Genomic DNA, 20,907 nt, shown 5'->3' with positions numbered 1-20,907 from the left:
ACCCTCGCTCAGAAACGGCTCGTCAGCGGCGTGGTACGGGCACCATGGGCAGCGCGTCGGGCAGCGGGATGCCGGCGGGGACCTCCTTCACGACGCTGCCGGGGGCGGGGGTCAGGTGCCACCGCGAGGCCACGCTCGCGACCGCGCTGAGGATCTCCGCGACGGCGAAGGCGTCACCGATGCACTTGTGCTGGCCCGCGCCGAACGGGATGAAGCTGTTGAGCCGCGGGAGCCTCGACGGGTCGGTGCCGCTCCAGCGGTCGGCGTCGAACGTGGTCGGGTCGCGGAACAGCGCGGGGTCGCGGTGGAGCGCGTAGGGGCTGTAGGCGATCTCGGCCCCGGCGGGGATGGCCACGCCGCCGAGGGTGACCGGCGTGAGCGTGCGGCGGGTGAAGAGCAGCGGCGAGTGCAGCCGCAGCGACTCCTCGAAGACGCTGCGGGTGTACGTCAGCGCGGGGAGGTCGTCGGGGCGCACGGGGCGGTCGCCGACGACGGCGTCGACCTCGGCGTGGACCCGCTTCTCCACCTCGGGGTGGCGGGCCAGTTCGTGGAAGATCCACGACAGCGTGGTGGAGGCCGTCTCGGTGCCGCCGAAGAGGATGGTGATGAGTTCGTCGCGCACCTGCTCGGCGCTCATCGTCTCGCCCGTCTCGGTGTCGGTGCTGGCGAGCAGCAGCGAGATCAGGTCGTCCCGGCCGCGGTCCTCCGGGCCGTACTCGGCGATGACCTCGTCGATGATGGCGCGCAGGCGGGTGGCGGCCGCGTCGAAGCGCCGGTTGAGGGGGATGGGGAGCCGGTCGAACGCCTTGGGCATGACGGTGCGGACGAGCATCCCCTCCAGGATGATCGGGAAGGACCGGTGCACCTCGCGCACCGCGGGCTGCGCGACGTCGCCGGAGAAGATCATGCCGGCGACGGCGGAGAGCGCGAACCGGCGCATCTCGCGGTCGACGCGGATCTCCGTGCCGGCGGACCAGGAGGAGGCCATGGCGTCCGCCTCGCGGCACATCAGCTCCGCGTACCGGCTCATGCGGCTGCGCTGGAACGCCGGCTGCATGAGGCGGCGCTGCTTGCGGTGGAACGCCCCGTCGGTGGTGGCGATGCCGTTGCCGAAGAGGGGGCGGAGCTTCTCGAAGATCCGGCCGCGCCCGTAGTCCTGGGCCTCGCCGACGAGGACGGTGTGGATGAGGTCGGGGTCGGTGAGGACGTGCAGGGGCCAGCCGCCGAGGTCGACGCGGACGACGGCCCCGGCGGGGCGCAGCGACTCCAGGAAGGCGATGGGGCCGCGCCACAGTTGGAGGGCGTGGCCGAGGACGGGCAGCCGCCCGGGCGCCATGGGCGCGACGGCGGTGGGGCCCGGCCGACCGGCGCCCGGCTTGTCGGCGCCGGGCTTGTCGGCGCCCGGCTTGTCGGTGCGGGGCCCGTCGGTGCGGGGCCCGTCGGTGCGGGGCCCGTCGGTGCCGGTTCGGGTCGGGCCGTCGGGCCGGTCGGGGCCGTCGGTGGACGTGCGGTGGCTGGTACGGGCCACGGGATTTCCCCTCATGCCGCGGAGAGCAGGTCCGGTCGGGTGTACGCGGCTTCGAGGCCGGCGGCGAACCGCTCGTCCCGGTACCGCGTGCAGTCGTAACGCTGCCAGAGGTCGGCGCCGATCATCCAGTCCTCGTAGCTGCGGACGCAGCGGTCGACGGCGGTGCGCGCGGCGGTGTCGCGGACGCCGAGCCGGTCCAGCGCGGCGGGCAGGCGCCGGGCGGCGGCGAGGAAGTCCTCGACGCGGGCGTGGACGCGCTCCTCCACCGCGCGCACGGCGTCGGTGAGGGTGAGGCCGTGCCAGGCGGCCAGCAGGGCCGCGAGGTTGTTGGTGTCCCCGCAGGAGTACTCCTTGGGCAGCGAGAACACGTCGTTGCCCCACGAGATGACGTCGATGGCGCTCCAGGCGAGCTCCTGGAAGGCGGGGCTGCGGCGCACTCCGGAGGGCACCTCGATGCCCTGGTCGGCCTCGACCATGTCCATCATGGGCAGGAGTTGGGAACTGTGCCGGCGGGTGAGGACGTACTCCTCGACGGTGGGCCGGTGGCCGGGGCGCCGGTTGGCGGCCTCCTCGTCCAGGGAGCGCAGCATGCGCGGCACGTGGAGCCGGTAGCGGTCCTGGATCGAGGGGGGCATACCGGCCAGGATCCGGTCGCAGAGCTCGACGAAGGTGTCGACCAGCGCGCTGGGCGGGGCCGCGCCCGGCCGGCCGGAACGCTCGCCCGTGACATGGCGGGTGATCGCGTCGGAGACCGGCTGCCAGCCGTCGAGGCGGCCCTCCCTGATGAGCAGGTCGTGCTGGTCGTCGAGGACGAACGACCAGGCCATCCACGCGGACAGCAGCACGATGCGCTCGTACGGGGCGCCGCGGTCGACCCGCGCCGTCAGGTGCCCGAAGCCGATGCCGGCGAACTGTTCGGCGGCGCCCTCGATCAGCCCCCGCTCCACGGCCCAGGCGGTCGCCTCGGCGTTGGCGCGGTCCGCGGCCGGGTCCTTGGAGTTCTCAAAAGGAAGATGAAATTCCGGAATCGTGAAAGAGTCGAGATGGGGCATCGATGTCCCTCCGAAGGAAATCCCGGTCCGCCATTCTCCGCGCACGTGCCATGCGGCCCGCGACCGCATTCGGGCTCACGGCCGAGCTGTCACAACACCGTGGCAACCTCGCCTGCTCCGGTCGCGGAGCGGCTCGATTCCCCCTTGCGCGAGAACGACGAGCCGCGCTTTGAAGCCATTCGTCTCCATTAACCCGTACCGCTGACTGCACTGTCAATATAATCCCACTCGCAGCCCGAAGTGTGCTATGGGCAAATGCGGGGCGGGTAATCGGAAAGGCATATGCGGGCACGATATTTCGACCGTTCGGTGCCGTTTTCGGGGGTGCGGTCGCCGGCGCGCCCCCCGGCGCGCCGGGCGCGGACCGCAATCCGGCCGCCGGTCGGGTGCACCGGTACGCCGGTGGCGCGGCGGCCCGTCCCGGTACGGTGAGGGTCGCGCCGACGCCCCAGGTCAGGAGGTTCGCAGGTGTCCGACGACGGGACGTGGAGCATCGGCGAGCTCGCCGAACGGGCGGGTGCCACCGTGAAGACCGTGCGCTTCTACTCGGACCTCGGCCTGCTGCCGGAGGACGGGCGCAGCGCGGGCGGGCACCGCCGCTACGGGCCCGGGGCGCTCGACCGGCTGCGCCTGATCCGTTCGCTGCGCGGCCTCGACGTGCCGGTCTCCGCCGTCGGCCGGGTCCTGGAGCGGGAGGTGGCGCTGGAGGACGTCCTCGCGGAGCACCTGCGGGAGGTGGGTTCGCGCATGGCGGCACTGCGCTGGCGGGAGGCGGCGCTGCGACTGCTGCAGGAGAGCCCGGCGGAGGAGCGCGCCGAACGGCTGAGGCTGGTGGGGTCGTTGGAGACTCCGCCCAGTACGGCGCCGGTGGCGCGTTTCCTGCGGCGGGTCCTCCCGCCGAGGTTGCCCGCCCGACTGTTCTCGGCCATCTGCGACGCGGCGGTCCCGCAGCCGCCCGCGGAGCCGACGCCGGCCCAGGTGCTGGCCCTCGCGCGCCTCACCGCCCTCGCGGCGGACGCGTCGGGCACGGGGGGCGCGGGCGGCGCGGTCACCGTGTGCCGGAGGGTGCCGGCCGACCCGGGCGGCGCCTGCCGGCCCGCCGTGCTGTACGAGGCCCTGGCCGAGGTGTACGCGGCGGCGGCGCCCGGACTGCGGGCGGCGCGGCAGCCAGCCGGCGGGGCGCTCGACGCCTTCGTGGCGGCCCACGCCGGGGCGCGCGGCCTGCGGGACACGCCCGCCTTCCGGCGCCGCCTCGCCGTCTACCTCGACGAGCTCGCCCAGCCGAGCGTCGACCGCTTCTGGCGGCTAACGGCGGAGTTGGCCGCGTCGCCCGAGCCGACGTTCGGCGCCACCGACGACTGGCTCCGGGCGGCGCTGGCCGCCGAGGTGTCGGCCGCCGGCTGAGCCGGCTGAGCCGGCTGAGCCGGCCGAATCGGGGGAACGGCGGGCGGCGTCCGGCGGGGGCCGCCCGACGGAGGGGGCGGTTCCACGGCGGCGGGGGTGCCGGGTGCCGAGACGGGCCGCCGATTCGGCCCGCCTTTGCCGCACTTGGGCCGCCTATGTCCGTCCGGAGGGCGAACAACCGATGGCGAAACGGTACTTCCCTTGACGTGCCCACATCTGAGATCTTGCGGCTCGACCACTTCTCATCCCGGCCCGTCCGACGCCTCCCGTGTCGCCGGGCCTTCGGAGGACTCATGCTTCCCCACATATCCGCCGGGCTCAGACGCTCGGTCGCCGCCGTCGCCCTCGGCGCGGCCGTCGCCCTCGCGGCTCCCGCGGCCCCGGCCGCCGCCGCACCGCAGGCCGCGGCGGCCGCGCCGACCGCCGTGACGGCGCCCACCGGCGCCTGGGCCGCGGGCACCCGCGCCTACCTGGTGATCACGGCGCCCGGCGACACCTCCGCGGTCCGTGCCGCCGTCACCGGCAACGGCGGCACGGTCTTCGCGCACTACGACGCCATCGGCGTCGTGGTCGCCCACTCCGCCTCCGCGTCGTTCGCCACGACGATGCGCGGCGTCAGCGGCGTCCAGCAGGTCGGCGCGACCCGCACCTCGGACGTGCCCGCCGACGCGTACTCCCCCGCGCTGCCGCCCGCCCCGACGCAGAGCGCGACGACGCTCACCGAGTCCAACCGCTGGGACATGACCCAGATCAGGGCCGACCAGGCGTGGGCCGTCACCACCGGCTCCGCCGCCGTGAAGGTCGGCGTCCTGGACACCGGCGTCGACGACCGTCACCAGGACATCGCCCCGAACTTCAACGCCGCCGACTCGGTCTCCTGCGCCTACGGCCGGGCGGACACCCGGGCCGGCGCGTGGCGCGACGTCGGCACCCACGGCACGCACGTGGCGGGCACCATCGCCGCCGCGAAGAACGGCAAGGGCGTCATCGGCGTCGCGCCGGGCGTGCGGATCTCCTCCGTCCGCATCGCGGAGCCCACGACGTCGATGTTCTTCGCCGAGAACACCATCTGCGGCTTCATGTGGGCGGGCGACCACGGCTTCCGGGTCACGAACAACAGCTACTACACCGACCCGTGGATGTTCAACTGCCCCGACGACGCCGACCAGGCCGCCATCATCGAGGGCGTCCGCCGGGCCCAGGCGTACGCCGAGGGCAAGGGCTCCCTCCAGGTCGCCGCGGCGGGCAACTCCAACTACGACCTCGCCAACAAGACCACCGACACGTCGAGCCCCAACGACTCGACCCCGGTGAGCCGCCGCATCACCAACGCCTGCGTCGACATCCCCACCGAGCTGCCGGGCGTCGTGACGGTCGCCGCCATGGGCCGCGGCAACGTGAAGGCGTCGTACTCGAACTTCGGCCGTGACGTCATCGACGTCGCCGCGCCGGGCGGCGACGGCTCCAACGGCGTCTACTCCACGCTCCCGGGCGGCAAGTACGGCAACATGAACGGCACCTCGATGGCCTCCCCGCACGTGGCCGGCGTCGCCGCGCTGATGGCCAGTGTGGACCCGTCGCTCACCCCGGCCGACATCCGCGCCCGCCTCGCGTCGCAGGCGACCGACACCGCCTGCCCGTCCGACAGCCGCTGCACGGGCACCACCGCGAAGAACGGCTTCTTCGGCGAGGGGCAGACCGACGCGCTGAAGGCCGTCGGCGGCTCGACGCCGACACCGGGCGCGTACTTCGAGAACACCGCCGACGTGACGATCGTCGACAACGGCACGGTGGAGAGCCCCGTCACCGTCACCGGCGTGAGCGGCAACGCCCCGGCCGCCCTCAAGGTCGGCGTGGACGTCAAGCACACCTACCGCGGCGACCTCGTCCTGTCGCTGGTCGCCCCGGACGGCACGGTCTACCTGTTGGAGGACTTCGCCAACAACGACAGCGGTGACGACGTCGTCAAGACGTACACCGTGGACGCCTCGGCGGAGACCGCCGCCGGTACGTGGAAGCTGCGCGTGCGCGACGTGGCGACGCAGGACACCGGACGTGTCGACGCCTGGAACCTCACCTTCTGACCGGTTCGCGCCGTGGTGAGGTCCCCACGCCCCCGGCCCGTACTCACCGGTACCCACCGGTGGTCGACGAAGGGATCGGGAAGAGTCATGGGACGACCGTTCGCCCTGCGGTACGCCGTGCCGGCCGGCGCCGGCGCCGGCACGCCCCCGCCGTACGCGTACGACGCCGCTCGCCAGCTGAACGTCCTGCCCGACGGGCGGCCCGCCGTGGCCGACCCGGAGGTGCTGCGGGCGGCCGGCACGACGACGTCGACGGCCGGGTCCCAGACGCACTTCGACGACTGACCGGCCGGCCGCCGCGATGACGGTACTGGTGCTGACGTGCGAGGAGGACGTGACGGCCGACCTGGTGGTCGCCGAACTGGACGTCCTGGGCGTCCCCCTGGTCCGGTTCGACCCCGCCGACCTGCCGGGCCGGGTCGCGCTCTCCGCCGAGTACGCGCGCGGCGACTTCCACGGCCACCTGTCGGTGGACGGGCGGCTGGTCGGCACGGCGGCGGTGCGCGGTGTGTGGGTGCGCCGGCCGGGCGCGCCGGCCTCGCGGGCGCCGGGGGCGACGGCCTGGCTCGCCGCCGAGACCGGCCAGGCCCTGTACGGGATGCTGTCGTCCACGGCCGCCCGCTGGATGAACCATCCGGCCGCGGCCGAGCGGGCCCGGCTCAAGCCCTGGCAGCTGAGGGTGGCGCACCGCAGCGGTCTCGCCGTGCCGCCGACGATCGTGACGACGTTCCCCCGGGCCGCCGAGGAGTTCGCCGCCCGGCACCGGCGGGTGGTGGTGAAGACCCTGTCCGGGCCGCCGCGCGAGGAGCCGGGACTGCTCGTGCCCACCGCGCTGGTGGGGCCGGACGCGGACTTCGCCGCCGTCGCCGCCGCCCCCACCCTCCTCCAGCGGTACGTCCCCCGGCGGGCCGACGTGCGGCTGACGGCGGTGGGCGGACGGTTGTTCGCCGCGCGCAAGCGGTCCGCGCCCGGCCAGGTGGACGGCCGGTACGGCGACACCGGCCACGGCTGGGAGCCCGCGGAGGTACCCGAGCGGGTCGCGGGCGCCGTGCGTGCGTACACGGCGACGGCCGGACTCGCCTACGGCGCCTTCGACTTCGCCGAGGACGCGGACGGCGTGTGGTGGTTCCTGGAATGCAACCAGGGCGGCCAGTTCGGCTTCGTGGAGCTGGAGACGGGGCTGCCCCTGGCGCGGGCGGTCGCGTCGTGGCTGGCCGGCGTGGACCGGCGGTGAGCGGCGGGCGCGCCGCCGGCCGACCGGCGGCGCGGCGCGGCTGAACGGGTCGCCCGCGCACCCCGTAGGAGAGGACGCAGCCGCTCCACCGCACCGAGGAGGCCCCCACCGTGACACGCGTCCGTCTCGACTACCCGCGCCGGGGGCGCCGCGGCCCCGCGCGGTTCCTGCCGTCGTGGCGGCAGTGGCTCGGCGTCGCGCTGCTGGGCCTGGCGGCGGTCGTCGGGCTGGCCGGGTGGGTGTACGCCACGACGCCCATCCCCGACGTCAACGCCGAGGCGCGGTCCGAGGCCACCGTCTACTACTGGGCCGACGGCACGCAGATGGCGAGCGTGGGGCCGGTCAACCGGCAGAACGTCCCGCTGTCCGACGTCCCGGGACCGCTGCGCGACGCCGTGATCGCCACGGAGAACGCCACCTTCTACAGCGACCCCGGGTTCTCGGTGCGCGGCCTGGCCCGCGCCGTGGTCGCCACGGCCCGGGGCGGCGAGCTCCAGGGCGGGTCGACGATCACCCAGCAGTACGTGAAGAACACCTATCTGACGCAGGAGCGGACGGCGTCCCGGAAGGTGCGCGAGCTGTTCCTGTCGGTGAAGCTGTCGCGGACCCTGTCGAAGGACGAGATCCTCCAGGGGTACCTCAACACCAGCTGGTTCGGGCGTGGCGCGTACGGCGTGCAGGCCGCCGCCGTGGCGTACTACGGCACCGACGCGCGGGACCTGGACCCTTCCCGCAGCGCCCTGCTCGCCGCCCTCCTCAAGGGCGGCGACCTGTACGACCCGGCCCTCGGTGAGGAGCACCGGCGGCGGGCGGAGGCGCGGTGGCGGTACGTGCTGGACCGGCAGGTGGAGCTCGGGCTGATGACGCCGGACGAGCGGGCCGCCCACACGGTGTTCCCCGAGCCGCGGCCCCGGTCGGTGGCGAACGGCCTGGCGGGCCAGGTCGGCTACCTGGTCGACGCGGCCGACAAGGACCTGCGCAACCGGACGGGTCTGACCCCGGAGGCGCTCGGGCGCGGCGGGTACCGGATCCGCACGACGTTCGACCGGGCGGCGGTGGAGCGGCTGCGGCGGGCCGTCGAGGACGCGGGCCCGGCGGCGGACGCCGGGGGTCCCGGGGCGGACGCCGGAAGTCCCGGGGCGGAGGGGGCGAGCGGTGCGGCACGGGACGGCGCGGTGCAGGTGGGCGCGGCGTCGGTGCGGCCGGGCGACGGGGCGGTGCTGGCGCTGTACGGGGGCCCCGACGCGACCCGGCACTTCTCCAGCAACGCCGACACGGCGGGCGTCCCGGCCGGATCGGCGTTCACCCCGTTCGTCGTGGCGGCCGCCCTGCAGCGGGGCCTCGTCGGCGACGACACGCCGCGCCGCGCCCTCGCGCTGCGCCGGGCGCTCGTGCGGGGCGACCCCGGGGCGTTCCTGCGGCTCGGGGAGGCCGTCGGGCCGGCCGGGGTGCGGGAGGTCGCGGTAGACGCGGGGTTGCTGCCGCGCAGCATGGCGCCGTTGGAGCCGGCGTTCGCGCTCGGCACGTCCACGCCGAGCGCGATCCGGATGGCCGGGGCGTACGCCACGTTCGCCTCCGGCGGGCGGCGCGCCGATCCGTACTCGGTGACGGCGGTGACGTACCGGGGCGTGCCGGTGGCGGGCCTGGAGCGACCGCCCGCCCGGCAGGTGCTCGACCCGGACGTGGCACGGGAGGTGGCGCGCGGGCTGCGGGACGTGGCGGTGGACGCGGTGGACCCCGCGACCCTGGCCGCCCTCGGTCCGATCGCCGCCGGCCGCACGGGCGACCGGGACCGGTCGCCCGCCGCGTGGTTCGTCGGTTACGGCGAGGAGCTGTCGACGGCGGTGACCGTCTTCCGCACCCGCCCGGACGGCGGCGGCCTGCTGCCGCTCACCGGGGCGGGTGCCGGGGACTCCGGGGGCGCCGGGGAATACGGGGGCGCCGGCGGTTCCGGGAGCGCCGGGGACTCCGGGGCGGAGGACGCGGGTGCCGGGGCGGCGGGTGCCGGGGGCGTGGATCCGAGCGCCGGCGGGCCGGCGCTGCGGGTGTGGTCGGCGTACATGGCCGCGAGCGCGGCGGCCGGCGAGGGCGGGGGCGGAGCCGGGGCGCGGGCGGCGGAGTGAGTGGGGCGGGCGGGTGCGGGTACTCCGGGACTGCGGAACCCCGAGAACCCCCGAGAACCCCCGAGAACCGGCACCGGAGGTACGTGTGCACACCAAGGGCCTGGTCGTCGTGATCACCGGGGCGTCCAGCGGCATCGGCCGCGCGGTCGCCCGGGACTTCGCCCGGCGGGGCAGCTCGCTGGTGCTGGCCGCCCGCGGGACGGAGGCGCTGGAGGCGGCCGCGCGGGAGTGCCGGGCCCACCGGGGGACCCGGGCGGTGGTCCAGCCGACGGACGTGTCCGACGAGGCGGCCGTGGAGGCGCTCGCCCGGCGGGCGGTGGCCGAGTTCGGCCGGGTCGACGTGTGGGTGAGCGCCGCGGCCGTCGCCGTCTTCGGCGCGGTGGAGGACGTACCGCCCGAGGACGTGCGCCGGGTGCTGGACGTCAACGTCGTCGGCTGCGTGAACGCGGCCCGCGCGGCGCTGCCGCTGATGCGCGCGCAGGGCGCCGGCGTCCTGGTCGACGTGGCGTCGGTGCTGGGCCTGACCGGCTCGCCGTACAACAGCGCCTACACGATGTCGAAGCACGCGCTGCGGGCGTTCGACGCGTGCCTGAGACAGGAGCTGCGCCTGGAGGGCGTGCGCGGCGTACACGTCTGCACGGTGCTGCCGCCGACCGTGGACACCCCGTTCTTCCGGCACCTGGCCAACCGCAGCGGCCGCGAGGTGCGCGCGATGCCACCGGTGTACACGCCCGAACGCGTCGCCCGGGCGGTCCGCGGCGCCGTGCGCAGGCCGCGCGACGAGGTGGTCGTCGGCGCGGCCGGGCACGCGGTGCGGCTGGCGGCGTCGGTCGCGCCCGGCCCGCTCGGCCGGGCCCTCGCCGTCAAGGTGGACCGGACCCACTTCGTACGCGGGCGGAGCGCCCCGCAGCGCGAGGGCACCCTGTACGCGCCGCCGTCCGGGCCGGGTTCCGCGCGGGGCGGCTGGCACGGCGCGGCGCGCACGGCCGGCCGGCGGCTCACCGGGGCCGCCGTACTGGCCGCGGCGACCGCCGCCGGTGCGGTACGCCGGACACGTCCGCGGTAGGGCCCACGGCTGTCCCGTCGGAAGGCCCCACGGCGGGCCCTGTCCGTGTCGCGGGCGGGTCGTCCGGCGCGGGCCCGGTCGGTGGTGGGTCGTCCGGCGCGGGCCCGGTCGGAGGCGGGCCGTGCAGGCGCGGCCCGGATGCTCAGGCGCGGCCGGTCAGGAGGCGCTGGCCCGCCGTGAGCAGGCTCGCGAACGGCGCGCCGCTCGCGTGCAGGGCGGCCCGCGCCGCGTTGGCGCCGGGCGCGCCGTGCACGCCACCGCCCGGGTGGGCGGAGGCGGAGGCCAGGTACAGGCCCCGCACGGGCGTCTCGGGCCGGCCGGTCCCGGGGACGGGGCGGAACACCAGCTGCTGGTGGAGCGCGGTGGTACCGCCGTTGACGGCGCCGCCGCGCAGGTTGGCGTCCAGGGCCTCCAGGGTGAGCGGGGTGAGGACGCGACGGGCCCGTACCGTGCCGCGGAAGCCGGGCGCGAACCGCTCCACGACCGCCTCGACGCGGTCCGCCATGCGCTGCCCGTCGGCGGGGGTCCAGGCGCCGGTGATGCCGTCGGGTCCGGCGTCGCCGGTGATGCTCCTGGGCACGTGCGTGTACGCCCAGGCCGACTCCGTGCCGGCGGGCGAGCGGGAGGGGTCGGCCGTGGTCATCTGCCCGAAGAGCAGGAACGGGCGGTCGGGGACGAGGCCCATGGCGATCTGCGCGGCGAAGCGGGTCAGTTCGTCGACGCCGTCGGCGAGGTGGACCGTCCCGGCGCGCGCGGGGCCCTCCGTCGCCCACGGGACCGGCCGGTCCAGCGCCCAGTCCACCTTCACCGTGGCGAAGTCCCACTGGAAGCGGCGCATGTCGTCGCGGACGCGGTCCGGCAGGTGCTCCCAGGCGACCAGGTCGCCGTAGAGGGCCGGCGCGGGCACGTCGGCGAGGACGGCCCGGCGTGCCGTGACGGTCTCGCCGTCGGCGGTGCGCACGCCGTGCGCCCGCCCGTCGCGGACGACGACCTCCGTGACGCGCCGCCCGCAGCGCACGGTCACGCCGCGGTCGGCCAGGCGGCGGACCAGGGCGTCGGTGAGGGCACCCGCGCCGCCGGTGGGCACGGGAAAGCCCACCGTCTGGCCGAGCATGCACATGAGCCAGCCGAAGCCGCCGCCGAGTGCCGTCTCCGGGGACAGGTCGGCGTGCAGGGCGTTGCCCGCGAGCAGCAGCCGCCCGCCGTCGCCCGCGAACGTCTCCTCGCCCATGCGCCGGGCGGGCAGCAGGGCGGTGCGCAGCAGGCGCAGCCCGTCGGGCCCGCGCAGCCGGGCGGCGAGGCGCAGCCCGGACCGTACGGGCGGGAAGGGGGTGAACAGGGCGCGCAGCGCGTCGTCACCGACCCGGTCCCACAGCGCGCACAGCTCCCGCCAGGCGTCGCCGTCGCCGGGGGCGAAGCGCTCCAGGTCCTCGGCGGTGCGGTCCGGGTCGCGTTCCAGGACGGCGCAGCGCCCGTCCGTGAGCGGGTGGGCGACGACGGCCGGCGCGTGGCTCCAGGTGAGCCCGTACTCGTGGAGGCGCAGGCCGCGGACGACCGGGGAGGCGGCGGCGAGCGGGTAGAAGGAGCTGAACAGGTCGTTGACGTGGTCCGGGTGGACGCCGCGGTCGCTGCGCACGGCGCCGCCGGGCGCGTCCTGTGCTTCCAGGACCTCGACCGTCCAGCCCCGGTCGGCCAGGAGGTTGGCGGCGACCAGCCCGTTGGGCCCGGCTCCGATGACGACGGCGTCGGGCATGGGGGGGGTTCCTTCCACGGGGTCCAGGGGGTGCAAGGGGTTTGGGGGCCGGGGCGGGATGGGCCGGCCGGGTGCGGGCCGGTCGGTCAGACGGACGCGGGGTACGTGGCCTCGACGACCTCGGCGAGGCGGCGGAGCATGCGGCGGTGGCGGAGCTGGAGGAGCGCGTCGAAGACGGCGTTGTGCATTCGCGCGCCGGGCCCCCGCAGGGGGTGCTCGTCGACGATGACGAGGGTCTCGTCGCCCCAGGGGGCTATCTCGATCGCGACGCGGGCGGTGCCGGTGGGCTCGCTCTTCACCTCCAGCTCCAGCCGGTGCGGCGGTTCCGACCTGCGGACGATCGTGGAGCCGGCGAACCGGGCGGGGCCGAGCGCGACGGTGTAGCGCAGGGAGGAGCCGACCTCGGGCCAGTCGCCCTCCAGCGGCTCGGTGTCGTGCGTCCCGACGACCCACTCGCAGTACCTGTCCCGGTCGCTGAGCACGTCCCACACCGCTGCCGGCGGGCGTTTGATCACGTGCTGCCGTACGGCCATGCCTGGCTCCTCCGCGGGCGGCGGCCCCCCGGGGTGCGCCGGGTGACCGAGAGCGTCGAAACGGACGCCTCCCGGGTGTCCCGGAAGCCGGGTGATCAAACCGCCCGCCGCCCACCCGGTCGACGGGGGCCCGGTGCCACGTCTCGCGCCGGCCACCCGCCGGGGCCGTCGGATCCCGGGTTGCCGGTCAGTGCCCCAGTGCCCGTACGGCCGCGGCCGCCGCCTCCGCGACCAGTTCGTCGCGGCGTTCCGCGCCCTTCTCGTCGCGGCTGGACATGACCGCGATGACCAGGGGGGCCCGTCCGCCCGCCGGCCACACCACCGCGATGTCGTTGCGCCCCCCGTACCCGGCGGTGCCGCTCTTGTCGGCGACGGTCCACCCGGCGGGCACCCCGGCGCGCACGAGGGTGGCGCCCGTGGTGTTGGTCGTCATCCACGTCCTCAGCTGCTCGCGCTCGGCGGGCTTCAGCGCGTCGCCGAGCAGGAACGCCCGCAGGTCGCGGGCCAGGGCGCGCGGGGTGCTGGTGTCGCGGACGTCACCGGGCCTGCCCTCGCTGAGGTCGGTCTCGCGGCGGTCCATCTCGGTGACGTCGTCCCCGAGGGCCTCCAGCCTCCGCTCCAGGCCGTCGGGGCCCCCGAGGGCGTCGAGGAGGAGGTTGGCCGCCGTGTTGTCGCTGTACCGGAGGGTGGCCGCGCACAGGTCGCGCAGGCTCATCCCGGTCCCGGTGGACCCCTCGGTGACGGGCGAGTGGTCGACCAGGTCGTCGCGCGAGTAGCGGACCACCTCGTCGAGCCCGTCGAGCCCGCGTTCGCGCAGCAGGGCGCCGACCGCCAGCGCCTTGAACGTCGAGGCGTAGGCGAAGCGGTCGTCTGCGCGGAAGGCGACCTCGCGTCCGGTGCCCGTGTCGACCGCGTGGACGCCGAGGCGCGCGTCGAAGCGGCGCTGGAGGTCCCGGAACGCGCGGTCGGCAGAGGCCGCCGCACCCGGCGGCCCGGAGGCCGGGGACGTACGGGAGGGCGTGGGCGCGGGAGCGGTGGCGCGGTCCCCCGCCGCGCCCGGTGCGCACCCCGGGAGCAGGACGGCGAGGGCGAGAACGCCGGCCGCCCGGACGGCGTACGCGCGCGGGCGGGGTCGAGAGCTCATCGGACGGGCCTCCACAGGGTCGGGGAGCGGCGCGGCAGGGGCACCGGGCCCGGTCGCCCGTGATGCCCGGTGTCGCCCACCAGTGTCCGTCCTACGACCCCCGGGCGTCCGAACCGGGCAGGCGCGGCCGGTGCTCCGGCAGAGCCGGGGGCGCGCCCCCATCGTTGCGGCGCGCACCGTCCCACCGTGCGGGCGCCCGGCGCGGTGCCGCACGGTCAGGCGCGGTCAGGCGCGGTCAGGCGCGGTCAGGCGGGGTCAGGTGCCGGTGGCGGGGCCGTCCTGGCGGTCCGGGCGGACCGACTCCTGGGCGGTCGGGCTGGGGGTGAGGGAGTCGGCGGCCTCGCCGTCGTCCTCGTCCGCCCGTCCGTCGTCGAGACGGAGTTCCGCCTCCTCGAACTCGTGGAGGACCTCCTCGGTGGCGGTTCGCGGCCGGTGCTCGTGCTTGTCGGTGGATTCCATGGGTTCTCGTGTTCCTCATGGGACGCCACTCAATCCGCGCCCTCCGCACCCGGTCGCGGCCCGGGTGTCCGCGCGCACCGGGCCGCTCCCCCATCGGAGGGGCGGGGCCCGGCACGCGGCCGGGGCCCGGCACGCGGCGGGGCCCGGCACGCGGCGGGGCCCGGTGGTGGCCCTCGTGGGTGAACCCGCGGGGCGCGCCCGGTGCGGGCGGGCCCCGCGGCGTAGCGTCACGGTGTGACACCGAGGATGACGGCAGGGGAAGCGGGCCGGGTCGGCCGGCGGAGCGCGCCGGACGGCGGTGGGCGCGCCGGGCCCGCGCGGGCGGGCGCCCGGTGACGGCCGGGGGGCCGCGCGTCCTGCTGAACGCGCAGCCGTTCGGCTTCGGCCCGTCGGCGGCGGCGGCCGTGATGGCGGACGAACTGGCCGGCCGGTGCGGAGGATTGGGGTACGTCGGCGGTGACCACACCCTGGACCTCCAGCACGTGCCGCCGTACGCGGAGGTGCACGACGTCACCGGGGCGTCGGAGGCGGCGGCGCTGGCCCGGTTGCGCGCGCTCGCCGCCCGCTATGACGTGCTGCTGACGGCGATGGACTTCACGGTGGCCGGGCTGGCACGGCGGGCGGGCCTCGGGGTGGTCGTGTACGACGCGCTGGCGTGGTACTGGCCGCGGATCCCGCCCGTGGCGCGGGACGCGGCCGTGCTGTACGTGGCTCAGGACTTCTTCGGCGTGCGGGAGCGGCTCGCGGCGGACCCGGTGCTCGCCGGCCGGGCGGTCGTGGTGCCGCCGATCATCGTGCCCGGCCCGCCGTGGCGGCCCGGCGGCGACTACGTCCTCGTCAACCTGGGCGGGCTGCACCACCCCCTGTGGCGCCGGAGCGACGCCTTCGCGTACGCGCGGCTCGCCGTGGCGGCCGTGCGGGCCGGGACCCCGCCGGACCTGCCGGTGGTGGTGGCCGCGAGCGGCACCACGGCCCGCGCCCTGCACGGCCCCGCGGGCGGCGGGGCCGTGCAGGGCGACGGCGGGGGCGGTACGGGCGGGTGCGGCACGGGCGACGGAGAGGGTGGCGGCACGGTCGTGGCGGACGGTACGACGGTCGTGGGCACCTACGGGCGCCAGGAGGTGCTGCGGCTGCTGCGCGGGGCGGCGTACACGTGTATGACGCCGGGGCTCGGCAACGTCTACGACGCCGCGGCGACCGGAGTGCCCACGGTGTGGCTGCCGCCGGCGAACAACACGCAGGGACTGCAGGCCGTGTCGCTGGCCCGGCACGGCTGCTGCGACGCGCGCGTCGACTGGGCGGACCTCGGCCGCCCGGTCGACTACCGGGCACCGGAGAGCGAGGTCGTCGCCCGGCTCGCGGCGGCCGTGCGCGAGGCCGACGGCGACGGCGCGCTGCGGGCCCGTCTGGCCGGGCGCCTGGCGGAGGCGGCGGCCTCCCTCGGCGGCGGCCCCGGCCGGGCCCGGTCCCTGGCGCGCCGCTTCGGCCACGGCGGGGCGCGGGAGACGGCGGACGCGGTGGTGGAGTGGGCCGGGCGGTGGGGCGACCGGCCGCCCGGATGACACGGGTCCGGACGGCGTGCGGCCGGGGGGGTTCCCCACGCGGCGGGCGGGCGGATACTTGAAGCATGAACGTCCACGTGCCCGGACTCTCGGGCGGACGGGAGCGGCTCGGCCAGGCGCTGTTCACGCGCGTCGCCGGCCCCGAGGGCGAGGCCAACCGCGCGCGGATCCACGGCACTCCGGGGCCCCGCTGGTTCGGGCCGGACCGCCCCGTGCGGACCGTGCACGGCGACGCCTCCATGTTCGTCGGGGGGCTGCGGGCGCTGCTGCTCCAGTCCCTGCACCCGCTGGCCATGGCGGCGGTCGCGGCCCACTCCGGGTTCCGGGGCGACCCGTGGGGGCGGCTCCAGCGCACCAGCACCTTCCTCGCGGTCACGACGTACGGCACCGCCCGGGACGCCCAGCGGGCCGTGGACCGGGTCCGGGCCGTGCACGGGGCGGTACGCGGGCGGACCGCGGACGGCACGCCGTACCACGCCGCGGATCCGCACCTGCTGGAGTGGGTCCACGTGGCGGAGGTGGACAGCTTCCTCACCGCGCACCAGTGTTACGGCGCCCACCCGCTGGACCGGGACGGCTGTGACGCGTACGTCGCCGACACGGCGCGCGTGGCGGCCGCTCTGGGGGTGGCGGACCCGCCGCGGAACCTGGCTGCGCTGGCGGAGCGGATGGCCGCGTACCGGCCGGAGCTCACGGGGTCGGCGGAGGCGCGGGAGGCGGCCCGGTTCCTCCTCCTCCACCCGCCGCTGCCGTGGGCCGCCCGGGGGCCGTACGCGCTGCTGGCGGTGACCGCCGTGTCCCTGCTGCCGACGTGGGCGCGCGCACCGCTCGGCCTGTCGTCCCTGCCGCTGCTGGAGCGGACCGTCGTGCGCGTCTCGGGCCGTGCCGTGGTGGGGACGATCCGCTGGGCGCTGCCCCCGCGCCCGCCCGCCGCCGAGGCCGACTGACCGCCCGGGCCGCCGCCGGGCCGTTCAGCGCCCGCGGGCGAGGGTGCCGAGGACGCGGACGTACGGGCGGTCGCCGCCCGGCGGGGTGGTGATCTCGGCGCGCACCCCGTAGACGTCGGCGACGAGGGCCTCGGTCAGCACCTCGCCGGGCGTACCGGCGGCCACGACCCGGCCGTGGGCGAGGACGGCGACCCGGTCGCAGTACATCGCCGCGAGGTTGAGGTCGTGCAGGGCGACGACGCTGGTCACGGGCAGTGCGGTGACCAGTTCCAGCAGGTCGAGCTGGTGCTGGATGTCGAGGTGGTTGGTCGGCTCGTCGAGGAGCAGCTCCCTCGGCTCCTGCGCGAGGGCCCGGGCGATCTGCACGCGCTGCCGCTCGCCGCCGGACAGGGTGTGCCAGGACTGGTCCGCCCGGTCGGTGAGGCCGGTCCGTTCCAGGGCCGTCCGCACGGCCTCCTCGTCGGCGGGCGCGGGCGGCGTCCAGGCGCGGCGGTGCGGGATGCGGCCGAGGCGGACGACGTCGGCGACGGTGAGTTCGACGAGGGTGTCCGACTGCTGCTCGACGACGGCGACGCGCCGGGCGACGTCCCTGCGGCGCAGGGCCGACAGCGGCAGCCCGTCGAGGGTGACGACGCCCGAGGCCGGCGCGAGGAATCCGGCGAGGAGCCGCAGCAGCGTGGACTTGCCGGAGCCGTTGGGTCCGAGCAGCCCGGTGACGCCGCCCGGCTCGGGGGTGAGGCTCACGCCGTCGAGGATCAGCCGGCCCCCGGCGGCGCGGGTGACGCGGTCGGCGGCGAGGGTCATCGGGCGGCCCTCCGGGTCCGGTACAGCACGAGGACGAAGGCCGGCACGCCCAGCAGGGACGTCATGACGCCCACCGGTACCTCCTGCGGTTCGAGGACGGTGCGGGCGAGGGTGTCGACCCACACCAGGAAGACGGCGCCGCCCAGGGCGGTGGCGGGCAGCAGCCGGGCGTGCCCGGGGCCGACGAGGGCCCGGGCGGCGTGGGGCAGGACCAGTCCGACGAAGCCGATCGCCCCGGCCGCGCTGACGAGGGCGGCGGTGAGGAGCGCGGTGGCGCACAGCAGGACGAGGCGGGTGCGGGCGACGTGCACGCCGAGGCCCGCCGCCGCGTCCTGTCCGAAGGCGAACGCGTCGAGGGTCCGGCCGTGGGCAAGGCACACGGCGAGGCACACGGCGAGGACGGCGGCGCACAGCCAGACGTCGTCCCAGCCGGCGCCGCCCAGCGAGCCGAGCAGCCAGAACAGCACGCCGCGGGTGGTCTCGGCGTCGGCGGAGGTGACGACGACGAAGGAGGTGAGGGCGGAGAAGAGCTGCATCGCGGCGACACCGGAGAGGACGACCCGGTCGGTGGTGCCGCCGAGGACGTGGCTCAGCAGGAGCATCAGGGCGAAGGAGCAGACCGCGCCGGCGAACGCGCCCGCGGAGAGCGACAGCGCGCCGCCGCCCACGCCGAGGACGACGACGAGCACGGCGCCGGTCGAGGCGCCGGAGGAGACGCCGAGGACGAAGGGGTCGGCGAGCGGGTTGCGCAGCAGGGACTGCATGACGGCGCCGCACACGGCGAGCCCGGCCCCGCACACGGCGGCGAGCAGGGTGCGCGGCAGCCGCAGGTTCCACACGATGCCGTCGCGGATCGGGGACAGCCCGGAGGGGGCGCCGCCGAGGTGCGAGGCGACGACGGACCACACCTCGGCGACGCCGAGGTCGGCGGGGCCGATGGTGAGGGTGAGGGCGACGGAGAGGGCGAGCACCGCGAGCCCCGCCGCCGAGCGCAGCAGGGCGGCGGTCATCGGGACAGCCCGAACCGGCGGATCGCGGCGGCGACCTGCTCGACGCCCTCCACGGTGCGGATCGTCGGGTTCATGGCCTGCCCGCTGAGGAGCACGTACCGCTTGTGCCTGACGGCGTCCATGGTCCTGGTGACGGGGTTCGACTCCAGGAACGCGATCTTCTTGGCGGCGCTTTCCGCGGTCTGCGACCGGCGGGTGAGGTCGCCGATGACGAGGACGTCGGGGTTGCGGTCGGCCACGGTCTCCCAACTGACCTGCGGCCACTCCTCGGTGGTGTCGTCGAGGACGTTCTTCGCGCCGAGCGTGCGGGTGATGATGCCGGGGGCCCCGCAACAGCCCGCCATGTACGGGGACTCGGCGTTGGCGAACCAGTACATGAGGGTGACGTCCGACGCGTCGAGGCCCTTCTTCGCCGCGGCGGTGCGGGCGTCGAGCCGCGCGACGAGCTCCTCGCCGCGGTCCTCGACGCCGAAGACGCGGGCGAGGTCGCGCACCTCGCGGTGGATGGTGTCCATGGTGAGCGGCGAGGTGCGGACGCCGTCGCCGCCGCCGGTGTTGTCCTTGCCCGCGCAGTCGGACGGGGACAGGTACGTCGGCACGCCCAGCTTCTCGAACTGGTCGCGGGTGGCGACGCCGCCGGTGCCGAGGGTGGAGGCGAAGGAGGCGGCGACGAAGTCGGGCTCGGTGTCGAGGACGCGCTCGAACGACGGGTTGTTCTCCGCCAGCCGCCGGACGCGGGCGTTCTCCTTCTCCAGGCCCTTCATCACCGGGTCGGTCCAGGTGGCGGTGCCGGTCATACGGTCGGCGAGGCCGAGGGAGAGCAGCGTCTCGGTGGTGCCCTGGTTCAGGGAGACGGCCCGCCGGGGGCCGTCGCCGCGGATCTCCACGGTCCGGCCGCAGTTTTCGAGCGTGCGGGCCTTCGCGCCGGAAGCGGAGGCGGACGCGGACCGGTCGGAGGAGCCGCCACCGCCGCATCCGGTGAGCAGCAGGGCCCCGCAGAGCAGGGCGGCGGGCAGGCGGTGGTGGCGTGGCAGGGGCACGGGGCGTCCTCGGTTCGTGGCCCATGCGCGGGGCCGTCCGTAACGGGCGCCAGCAGGTCTTCGGACTCGGGGTCGGCCGGACGCGGCGCCTTCCCGGGCCGGTCGCTGCCCAGTGGCTTCGTGCTGCCACGCCCGTCACCCTCACCGCTGCGCGTCAGTTCCGGATTCGCACCGGATTCCCTGACCCAGGTACCGCAGGTACTGAGTTCGACTGGCACCGCAAGGTAACACGGTGACGGAAAGGAGCCGCAGGCCGGGTGGGGCCTTACCGGCAGCGGCGGCTCGGGGCGTGCGGCGCCCGCCCCGCGCGGGCGGGGCGGGCGCCGTCGCGCGGAGGTCAGCCGGTGGGCCGGGCGTAGTCGCCGAAACCGGTCCAGTCCAGGGCGACGCAGGGCTCGTCCCCCAGCACCCAGGCGTCGTGGCCGGGCTCTACGGTGAAGAAGTCGCCGGGCCCCACCTCGGCGCTCTCCCCGCCGCCGTCCATCGCGATCCTCATCCGGCCGCTGATCACGTAACCGGTGTGCGCCGCCTGGCAGCTGTCGGTACCGGCGAGCGGCCTGACGTGCTCGGTCCACCGCCAGCCGGGTTCGAAGACGGCGCGCCCGACGGGGCCCCGCTCGGTGGTGATCAGGTCCAGCCTGCCCTTGCCGTCCTCGAAGGGACGGGTCTCGTCGGCGGCGTCGAAGTTCCTGCAGACGATGGCTGTCATGGTCGTCCGCCTCCCCGGGTGAGGGTCGGCCCCCGAGTCCTCCTCCAGGCTACGCCGCCCCGGTGCCCGCGGAACGCTCCAGGTAGCGGGCGAGCGTGCCGCGGCTGCGGCGGAGGGCGTCGATGCGCGCGTCCACGTCCGCCAGCTCGCCCCGCAGCACGTCCCTGAGCTCGGCGCACCAGTCGAAGCCCAGGTCCGGCCCCTCGCCGCGGGCGCAGGGCAGCACCGCGCGGATCACCTCGGTGGTGAGCCCGGCACCGAGCAGGGCGCGCACCTGCCGGACGGTGAGCACGGCGTCGTCGCCGTACTCGCGGTACCCGTTCCCGCGCCGGACCGAGGCGAGCAGGCCCTGTTCCTCGTAGTACCGCAGCAGCCGCGCGCTGACGCCGGTCCGCCGCGACAGCTCCCGATCAGCATGGCCCGCCCCTCCTACTTGACCTTCGCACCGGTGTGAA

19 protein-coding genes and 1 riboswitch are annotated in these 20,907 nt (G+C 76.2%); of the genes, 8 read left to right on the top strand and 11 right to left on the bottom strand.

Features of this window, described 5'->3' with window-relative positions; all coding sequences use genetic code 11:
• Positions 1-22: 22 nt before the first annotated feature.
• Both LPA54_RS18860 and LPA54_RS18855 read right to left on the bottom strand, forming a co-directional pair.
• Positions 23-1,528, bottom strand: a complete 1,506-nt coding sequence (locus LPA54_RS18860) for a cytochrome P450 (RefSeq protein WP_228979266.1) — start codon at positions 1,526-1,528, stop codon at positions 23-25.
• Positions 1,529-1,539: 11 nt separating this feature from the next.
• Positions 1,540-2,580: a terpene synthase family protein gene (locus LPA54_RS18855; protein ID WP_228979263.1), complete on the bottom strand. Its 1,041-nt coding sequence runs from the start codon at positions 2,578-2,580 to the stop codon at positions 1,540-1,542.
• Between the two features lie 468 nt (positions 2,581-3,048).
• Here LPA54_RS18855 and LPA54_RS18850 point away from each other — a divergent pair, with 468 nt between their 5' ends.
• From LPA54_RS18850 to LPA54_RS18825, 6 genes are all read left to right on the top strand, one after another.
• Positions 3,049-3,984: a MerR family transcriptional regulator gene (locus tag LPA54_RS18850; RefSeq protein ID WP_228979261.1), complete on the top strand. Its 936-nt coding sequence runs from the start codon at positions 3,049-3,051 to the stop codon at positions 3,982-3,984.
• Positions 3,985-4,277: 293 nt separating this feature from the next.
• The gene (locus LPA54_RS18845) at positions 4,278-6,068 is read left to right on the top strand and encodes a S8 family serine peptidase (protein WP_228979259.1); all 1,791 of its coding nucleotides are present in this window, start codon (positions 4,278-4,280) and stop codon (positions 6,066-6,068) included.
• An 87-nt stretch (positions 6,069-6,155) separates the two neighbouring features.
• Positions 6,156-6,353 carry a putative ATP-grasp-modified RiPP gene (gene tgmA / locus LPA54_RS18840; RefSeq protein WP_228979256.1) on the top strand — a complete coding sequence of 66 codons (198 nt, stop codon included), beginning with the start codon at positions 6,156-6,158 and terminating at the stop codon, positions 6,351-6,353.
• A gap of 16 nt (positions 6,354-6,369) precedes the next feature.
• Positions 6,370-7,302, top strand: coding sequence for an ATP-grasp ribosomal peptide maturase (tgmB, locus tag LPA54_RS18835; protein WP_228979254.1), 933 nt, complete (start codon positions 6,370-6,372; stop codon positions 7,300-7,302).
• Between the two features lie 110 nt (positions 7,303-7,412).
• Positions 7,413-9,425 carry a transglycosylase domain-containing protein gene (locus LPA54_RS18830; RefSeq protein WP_228979252.1) on the top strand — a complete coding sequence of 671 codons (2,013 nt, stop codon included), beginning with the start codon at positions 7,413-7,415 and terminating at the stop codon, positions 9,423-9,425.
• A gap of 85 nt (positions 9,426-9,510) precedes the next feature.
• Positions 9,511-10,491 (top strand): SDR family oxidoreductase, encoded by a 981-nt coding sequence (locus LPA54_RS18825; protein ID WP_228979249.1) that lies wholly within the window; start codon positions 9,511-9,513, stop codon positions 10,489-10,491.
• Between the two features lie 142 nt (positions 10,492-10,633).
• Here the strand turns inward: LPA54_RS18825 and LPA54_RS18820 are convergent, their stop codons facing one another.
• The 4 genes from LPA54_RS18820 to LPA54_RS18805 form a co-directional block, all read right to left on the bottom strand.
• Positions 10,634-12,244 (bottom strand): NAD(P)/FAD-dependent oxidoreductase, encoded by a 1,611-nt coding sequence (locus tag LPA54_RS18820; protein WP_228979247.1) that lies wholly within the window; start codon positions 12,242-12,244, stop codon positions 10,634-10,636.
• Between the two features lie 86 nt (positions 12,245-12,330).
• Positions 12,331-12,777, bottom strand: coding sequence for an SRPBCC domain-containing protein (locus LPA54_RS18815; protein ID WP_228979245.1), 447 nt, complete (start codon positions 12,775-12,777; stop codon positions 12,331-12,333).
• A gap of 187 nt (positions 12,778-12,964) precedes the next feature.
• The gene (bla, locus tag LPA54_RS18810; protein WP_228979243.1) at positions 12,965-13,921 is read right to left on the bottom strand and encodes a class A beta-lactamase; all 957 of its coding nucleotides are present in this window, start codon (positions 13,919-13,921) and stop codon (positions 12,965-12,967) included.
• A gap of 255 nt (positions 13,922-14,176) precedes the next feature.
• The gene (locus tag LPA54_RS18805) at positions 14,177-14,380 is read right to left on the bottom strand and encodes a hypothetical protein (RefSeq protein WP_228979241.1); all 204 of its coding nucleotides are present in this window, start codon (positions 14,378-14,380) and stop codon (positions 14,177-14,179) included.
• Between the two features lie 332 nt (positions 14,381-14,712).
• On the opposite strand from LPA54_RS18805, the gene LPA54_RS18800 reads away from it, so the two are divergent.
• Together LPA54_RS18800 and LPA54_RS18795 are read left to right on the top strand one after the other, a co-directional pair.
• Positions 14,713-15,942 carry a hypothetical protein gene (locus LPA54_RS18800; RefSeq protein WP_228979239.1) on the top strand — a complete coding sequence of 410 codons (1,230 nt, stop codon included), beginning with the start codon at positions 14,713-14,715 and terminating at the stop codon, positions 15,940-15,942.
• 65 nt (positions 15,943-16,007) lie between these two features.
• Positions 16,008-16,889, top strand: a complete 882-nt coding sequence (locus tag LPA54_RS18795) for an oxygenase MpaB family protein (protein WP_228979236.1) — start codon at positions 16,008-16,010, stop codon at positions 16,887-16,889.
• A gap of 24 nt (positions 16,890-16,913) precedes the next feature.
• Here the strand turns inward: LPA54_RS18795 and LPA54_RS18790 are convergent, their stop codons facing one another.
• The 5 genes from LPA54_RS18790 to LPA54_RS18770 all read right to left on the bottom strand — a co-directional run bounded on the left by LPA54_RS18790 (position 16,914) and on the right by LPA54_RS18770 (position 20,855).
• Positions 16,914-17,693, bottom strand: a complete 780-nt coding sequence (locus LPA54_RS18790; RefSeq protein WP_228979234.1) for an ABC transporter ATP-binding protein — start codon at positions 17,691-17,693, stop codon at positions 16,914-16,916.
• Positions 17,690-18,703, bottom strand: coding sequence for an iron ABC transporter permease (locus LPA54_RS18785; RefSeq protein WP_228979232.1), 1,014 nt, complete (start codon positions 18,701-18,703; stop codon positions 17,690-17,692). Before LPA54_RS18785 ends, LPA54_RS18790 begins: the two co-directional genes overlap by 4 nt.
• Positions 18,700-19,743, bottom strand: a complete 1,044-nt coding sequence (locus LPA54_RS18780) for an ABC transporter substrate-binding protein (RefSeq protein ID WP_228979231.1) — start codon at positions 19,741-19,743, stop codon at positions 18,700-18,702. The genes LPA54_RS18785 and LPA54_RS18780 overlap by 4 nt, the downstream gene beginning before the upstream one ends.
• Positions 19,744-19,776: 33 nt before the next feature.
• Positions 19,777-19,974, bottom strand: a riboswitch (cobalamin riboswitch).
• 106 nt (positions 19,975-20,080) lie between these two features.
• On the bottom strand, positions 20,081-20,452 hold the full coding sequence (locus tag LPA54_RS18775; RefSeq protein ID WP_228979229.1) for a cupin domain-containing protein: 372 nt from the start codon (positions 20,450-20,452) through the stop codon (positions 20,081-20,083).
• Between the two features lie 49 nt (positions 20,453-20,501).
• On the bottom strand, positions 20,502-20,855 hold the full coding sequence (locus tag LPA54_RS18770) for a MerR family transcriptional regulator (protein ID WP_228979467.1): 354 nt from the start codon (positions 20,853-20,855) through the stop codon (positions 20,502-20,504).
• Positions 20,856-20,907 lie beyond the last annotated feature (52 nt).

This window comes from Streptomyces sp. DH12 (assembly GCF_020873895.1).
In the GTDB taxonomy this organism is placed as follows: domain Bacteria; phylum Actinomycetota; class Actinomycetes; order Streptomycetales; family Streptomycetaceae; genus Streptomyces.
The sequence above is the reverse complement of the archived record's forward strand: the minus strand, read 5'-3'. Positions and strand labels throughout refer to the sequence as shown.

Excerpts from the sequence above, each read along its gene's own strand:
- LPA54_RS18855 (WP_228979263.1), bottom strand. The coding sequence starts at position 2,580 with ATGCCCCATCTCGACTCTTTCACGATTCCGGAATTTCATCTTCCTTTT.
- LPA54_RS18845 (WP_228979259.1), top strand. The coding sequence starts at position 4,278 with ATGCTTCCCCACATATCCGCCGGGCTCAGACGCTCGGTCGCCGCCGTC.
- tgmA (WP_228979256.1), top strand. The coding sequence starts at position 6,156 with ATGGGACGACCGTTCGCCCTGCGGTACGCCGTGCCGGCCGGCGCCGGC.
- tgmB (WP_228979254.1), top strand. The coding sequence starts at position 6,370 with ATGACGGTACTGGTGCTGACGTGCGAGGAGGACGTGACGGCCGACCTG.
- LPA54_RS18820 (WP_228979247.1), bottom strand. The coding sequence starts at position 12,244 with ATGCCCGACGCCGTCGTCATCGGAGCCGGGCCCAACGGGCTGGTCGCC.
- LPA54_RS18815 (WP_228979245.1), bottom strand. The coding sequence starts at position 12,777 with ATGGCCGTACGGCAGCACGTGATCAAACGCCCGCCGGCAGCGGTGTGG.
- bla (WP_228979243.1), bottom strand. The coding sequence starts at position 13,921 with ATGAGCTCTCGACCCCGCCCGCGCGCGTACGCCGTCCGGGCGGCCGGC.
- LPA54_RS18805 (WP_228979241.1), bottom strand. The coding sequence starts at position 14,380 with ATGGAATCCACCGACAAGCACGAGCACCGGCCGCGAACCGCCACCGAG.
- LPA54_RS18795 (WP_228979236.1), top strand. The coding sequence starts at position 16,008 with ATGAACGTCCACGTGCCCGGACTCTCGGGCGGACGGGAGCGGCTCGGC.
- LPA54_RS18790 (WP_228979234.1), bottom strand. The coding sequence starts at position 17,693 with ATGACCCTCGCCGCCGACCGCGTCACCCGCGCCGCCGGGGGCCGGCTG.
- LPA54_RS18785 (WP_228979232.1), bottom strand. The coding sequence starts at position 18,703 with ATGACCGCCGCCCTGCTGCGCTCGGCGGCGGGGCTCGCGGTGCTCGCC.
- LPA54_RS18775 (WP_228979229.1), bottom strand. The coding sequence starts at position 20,452 with ATGACAGCCATCGTCTGCAGGAACTTCGACGCCGCCGACGAGACCCGT.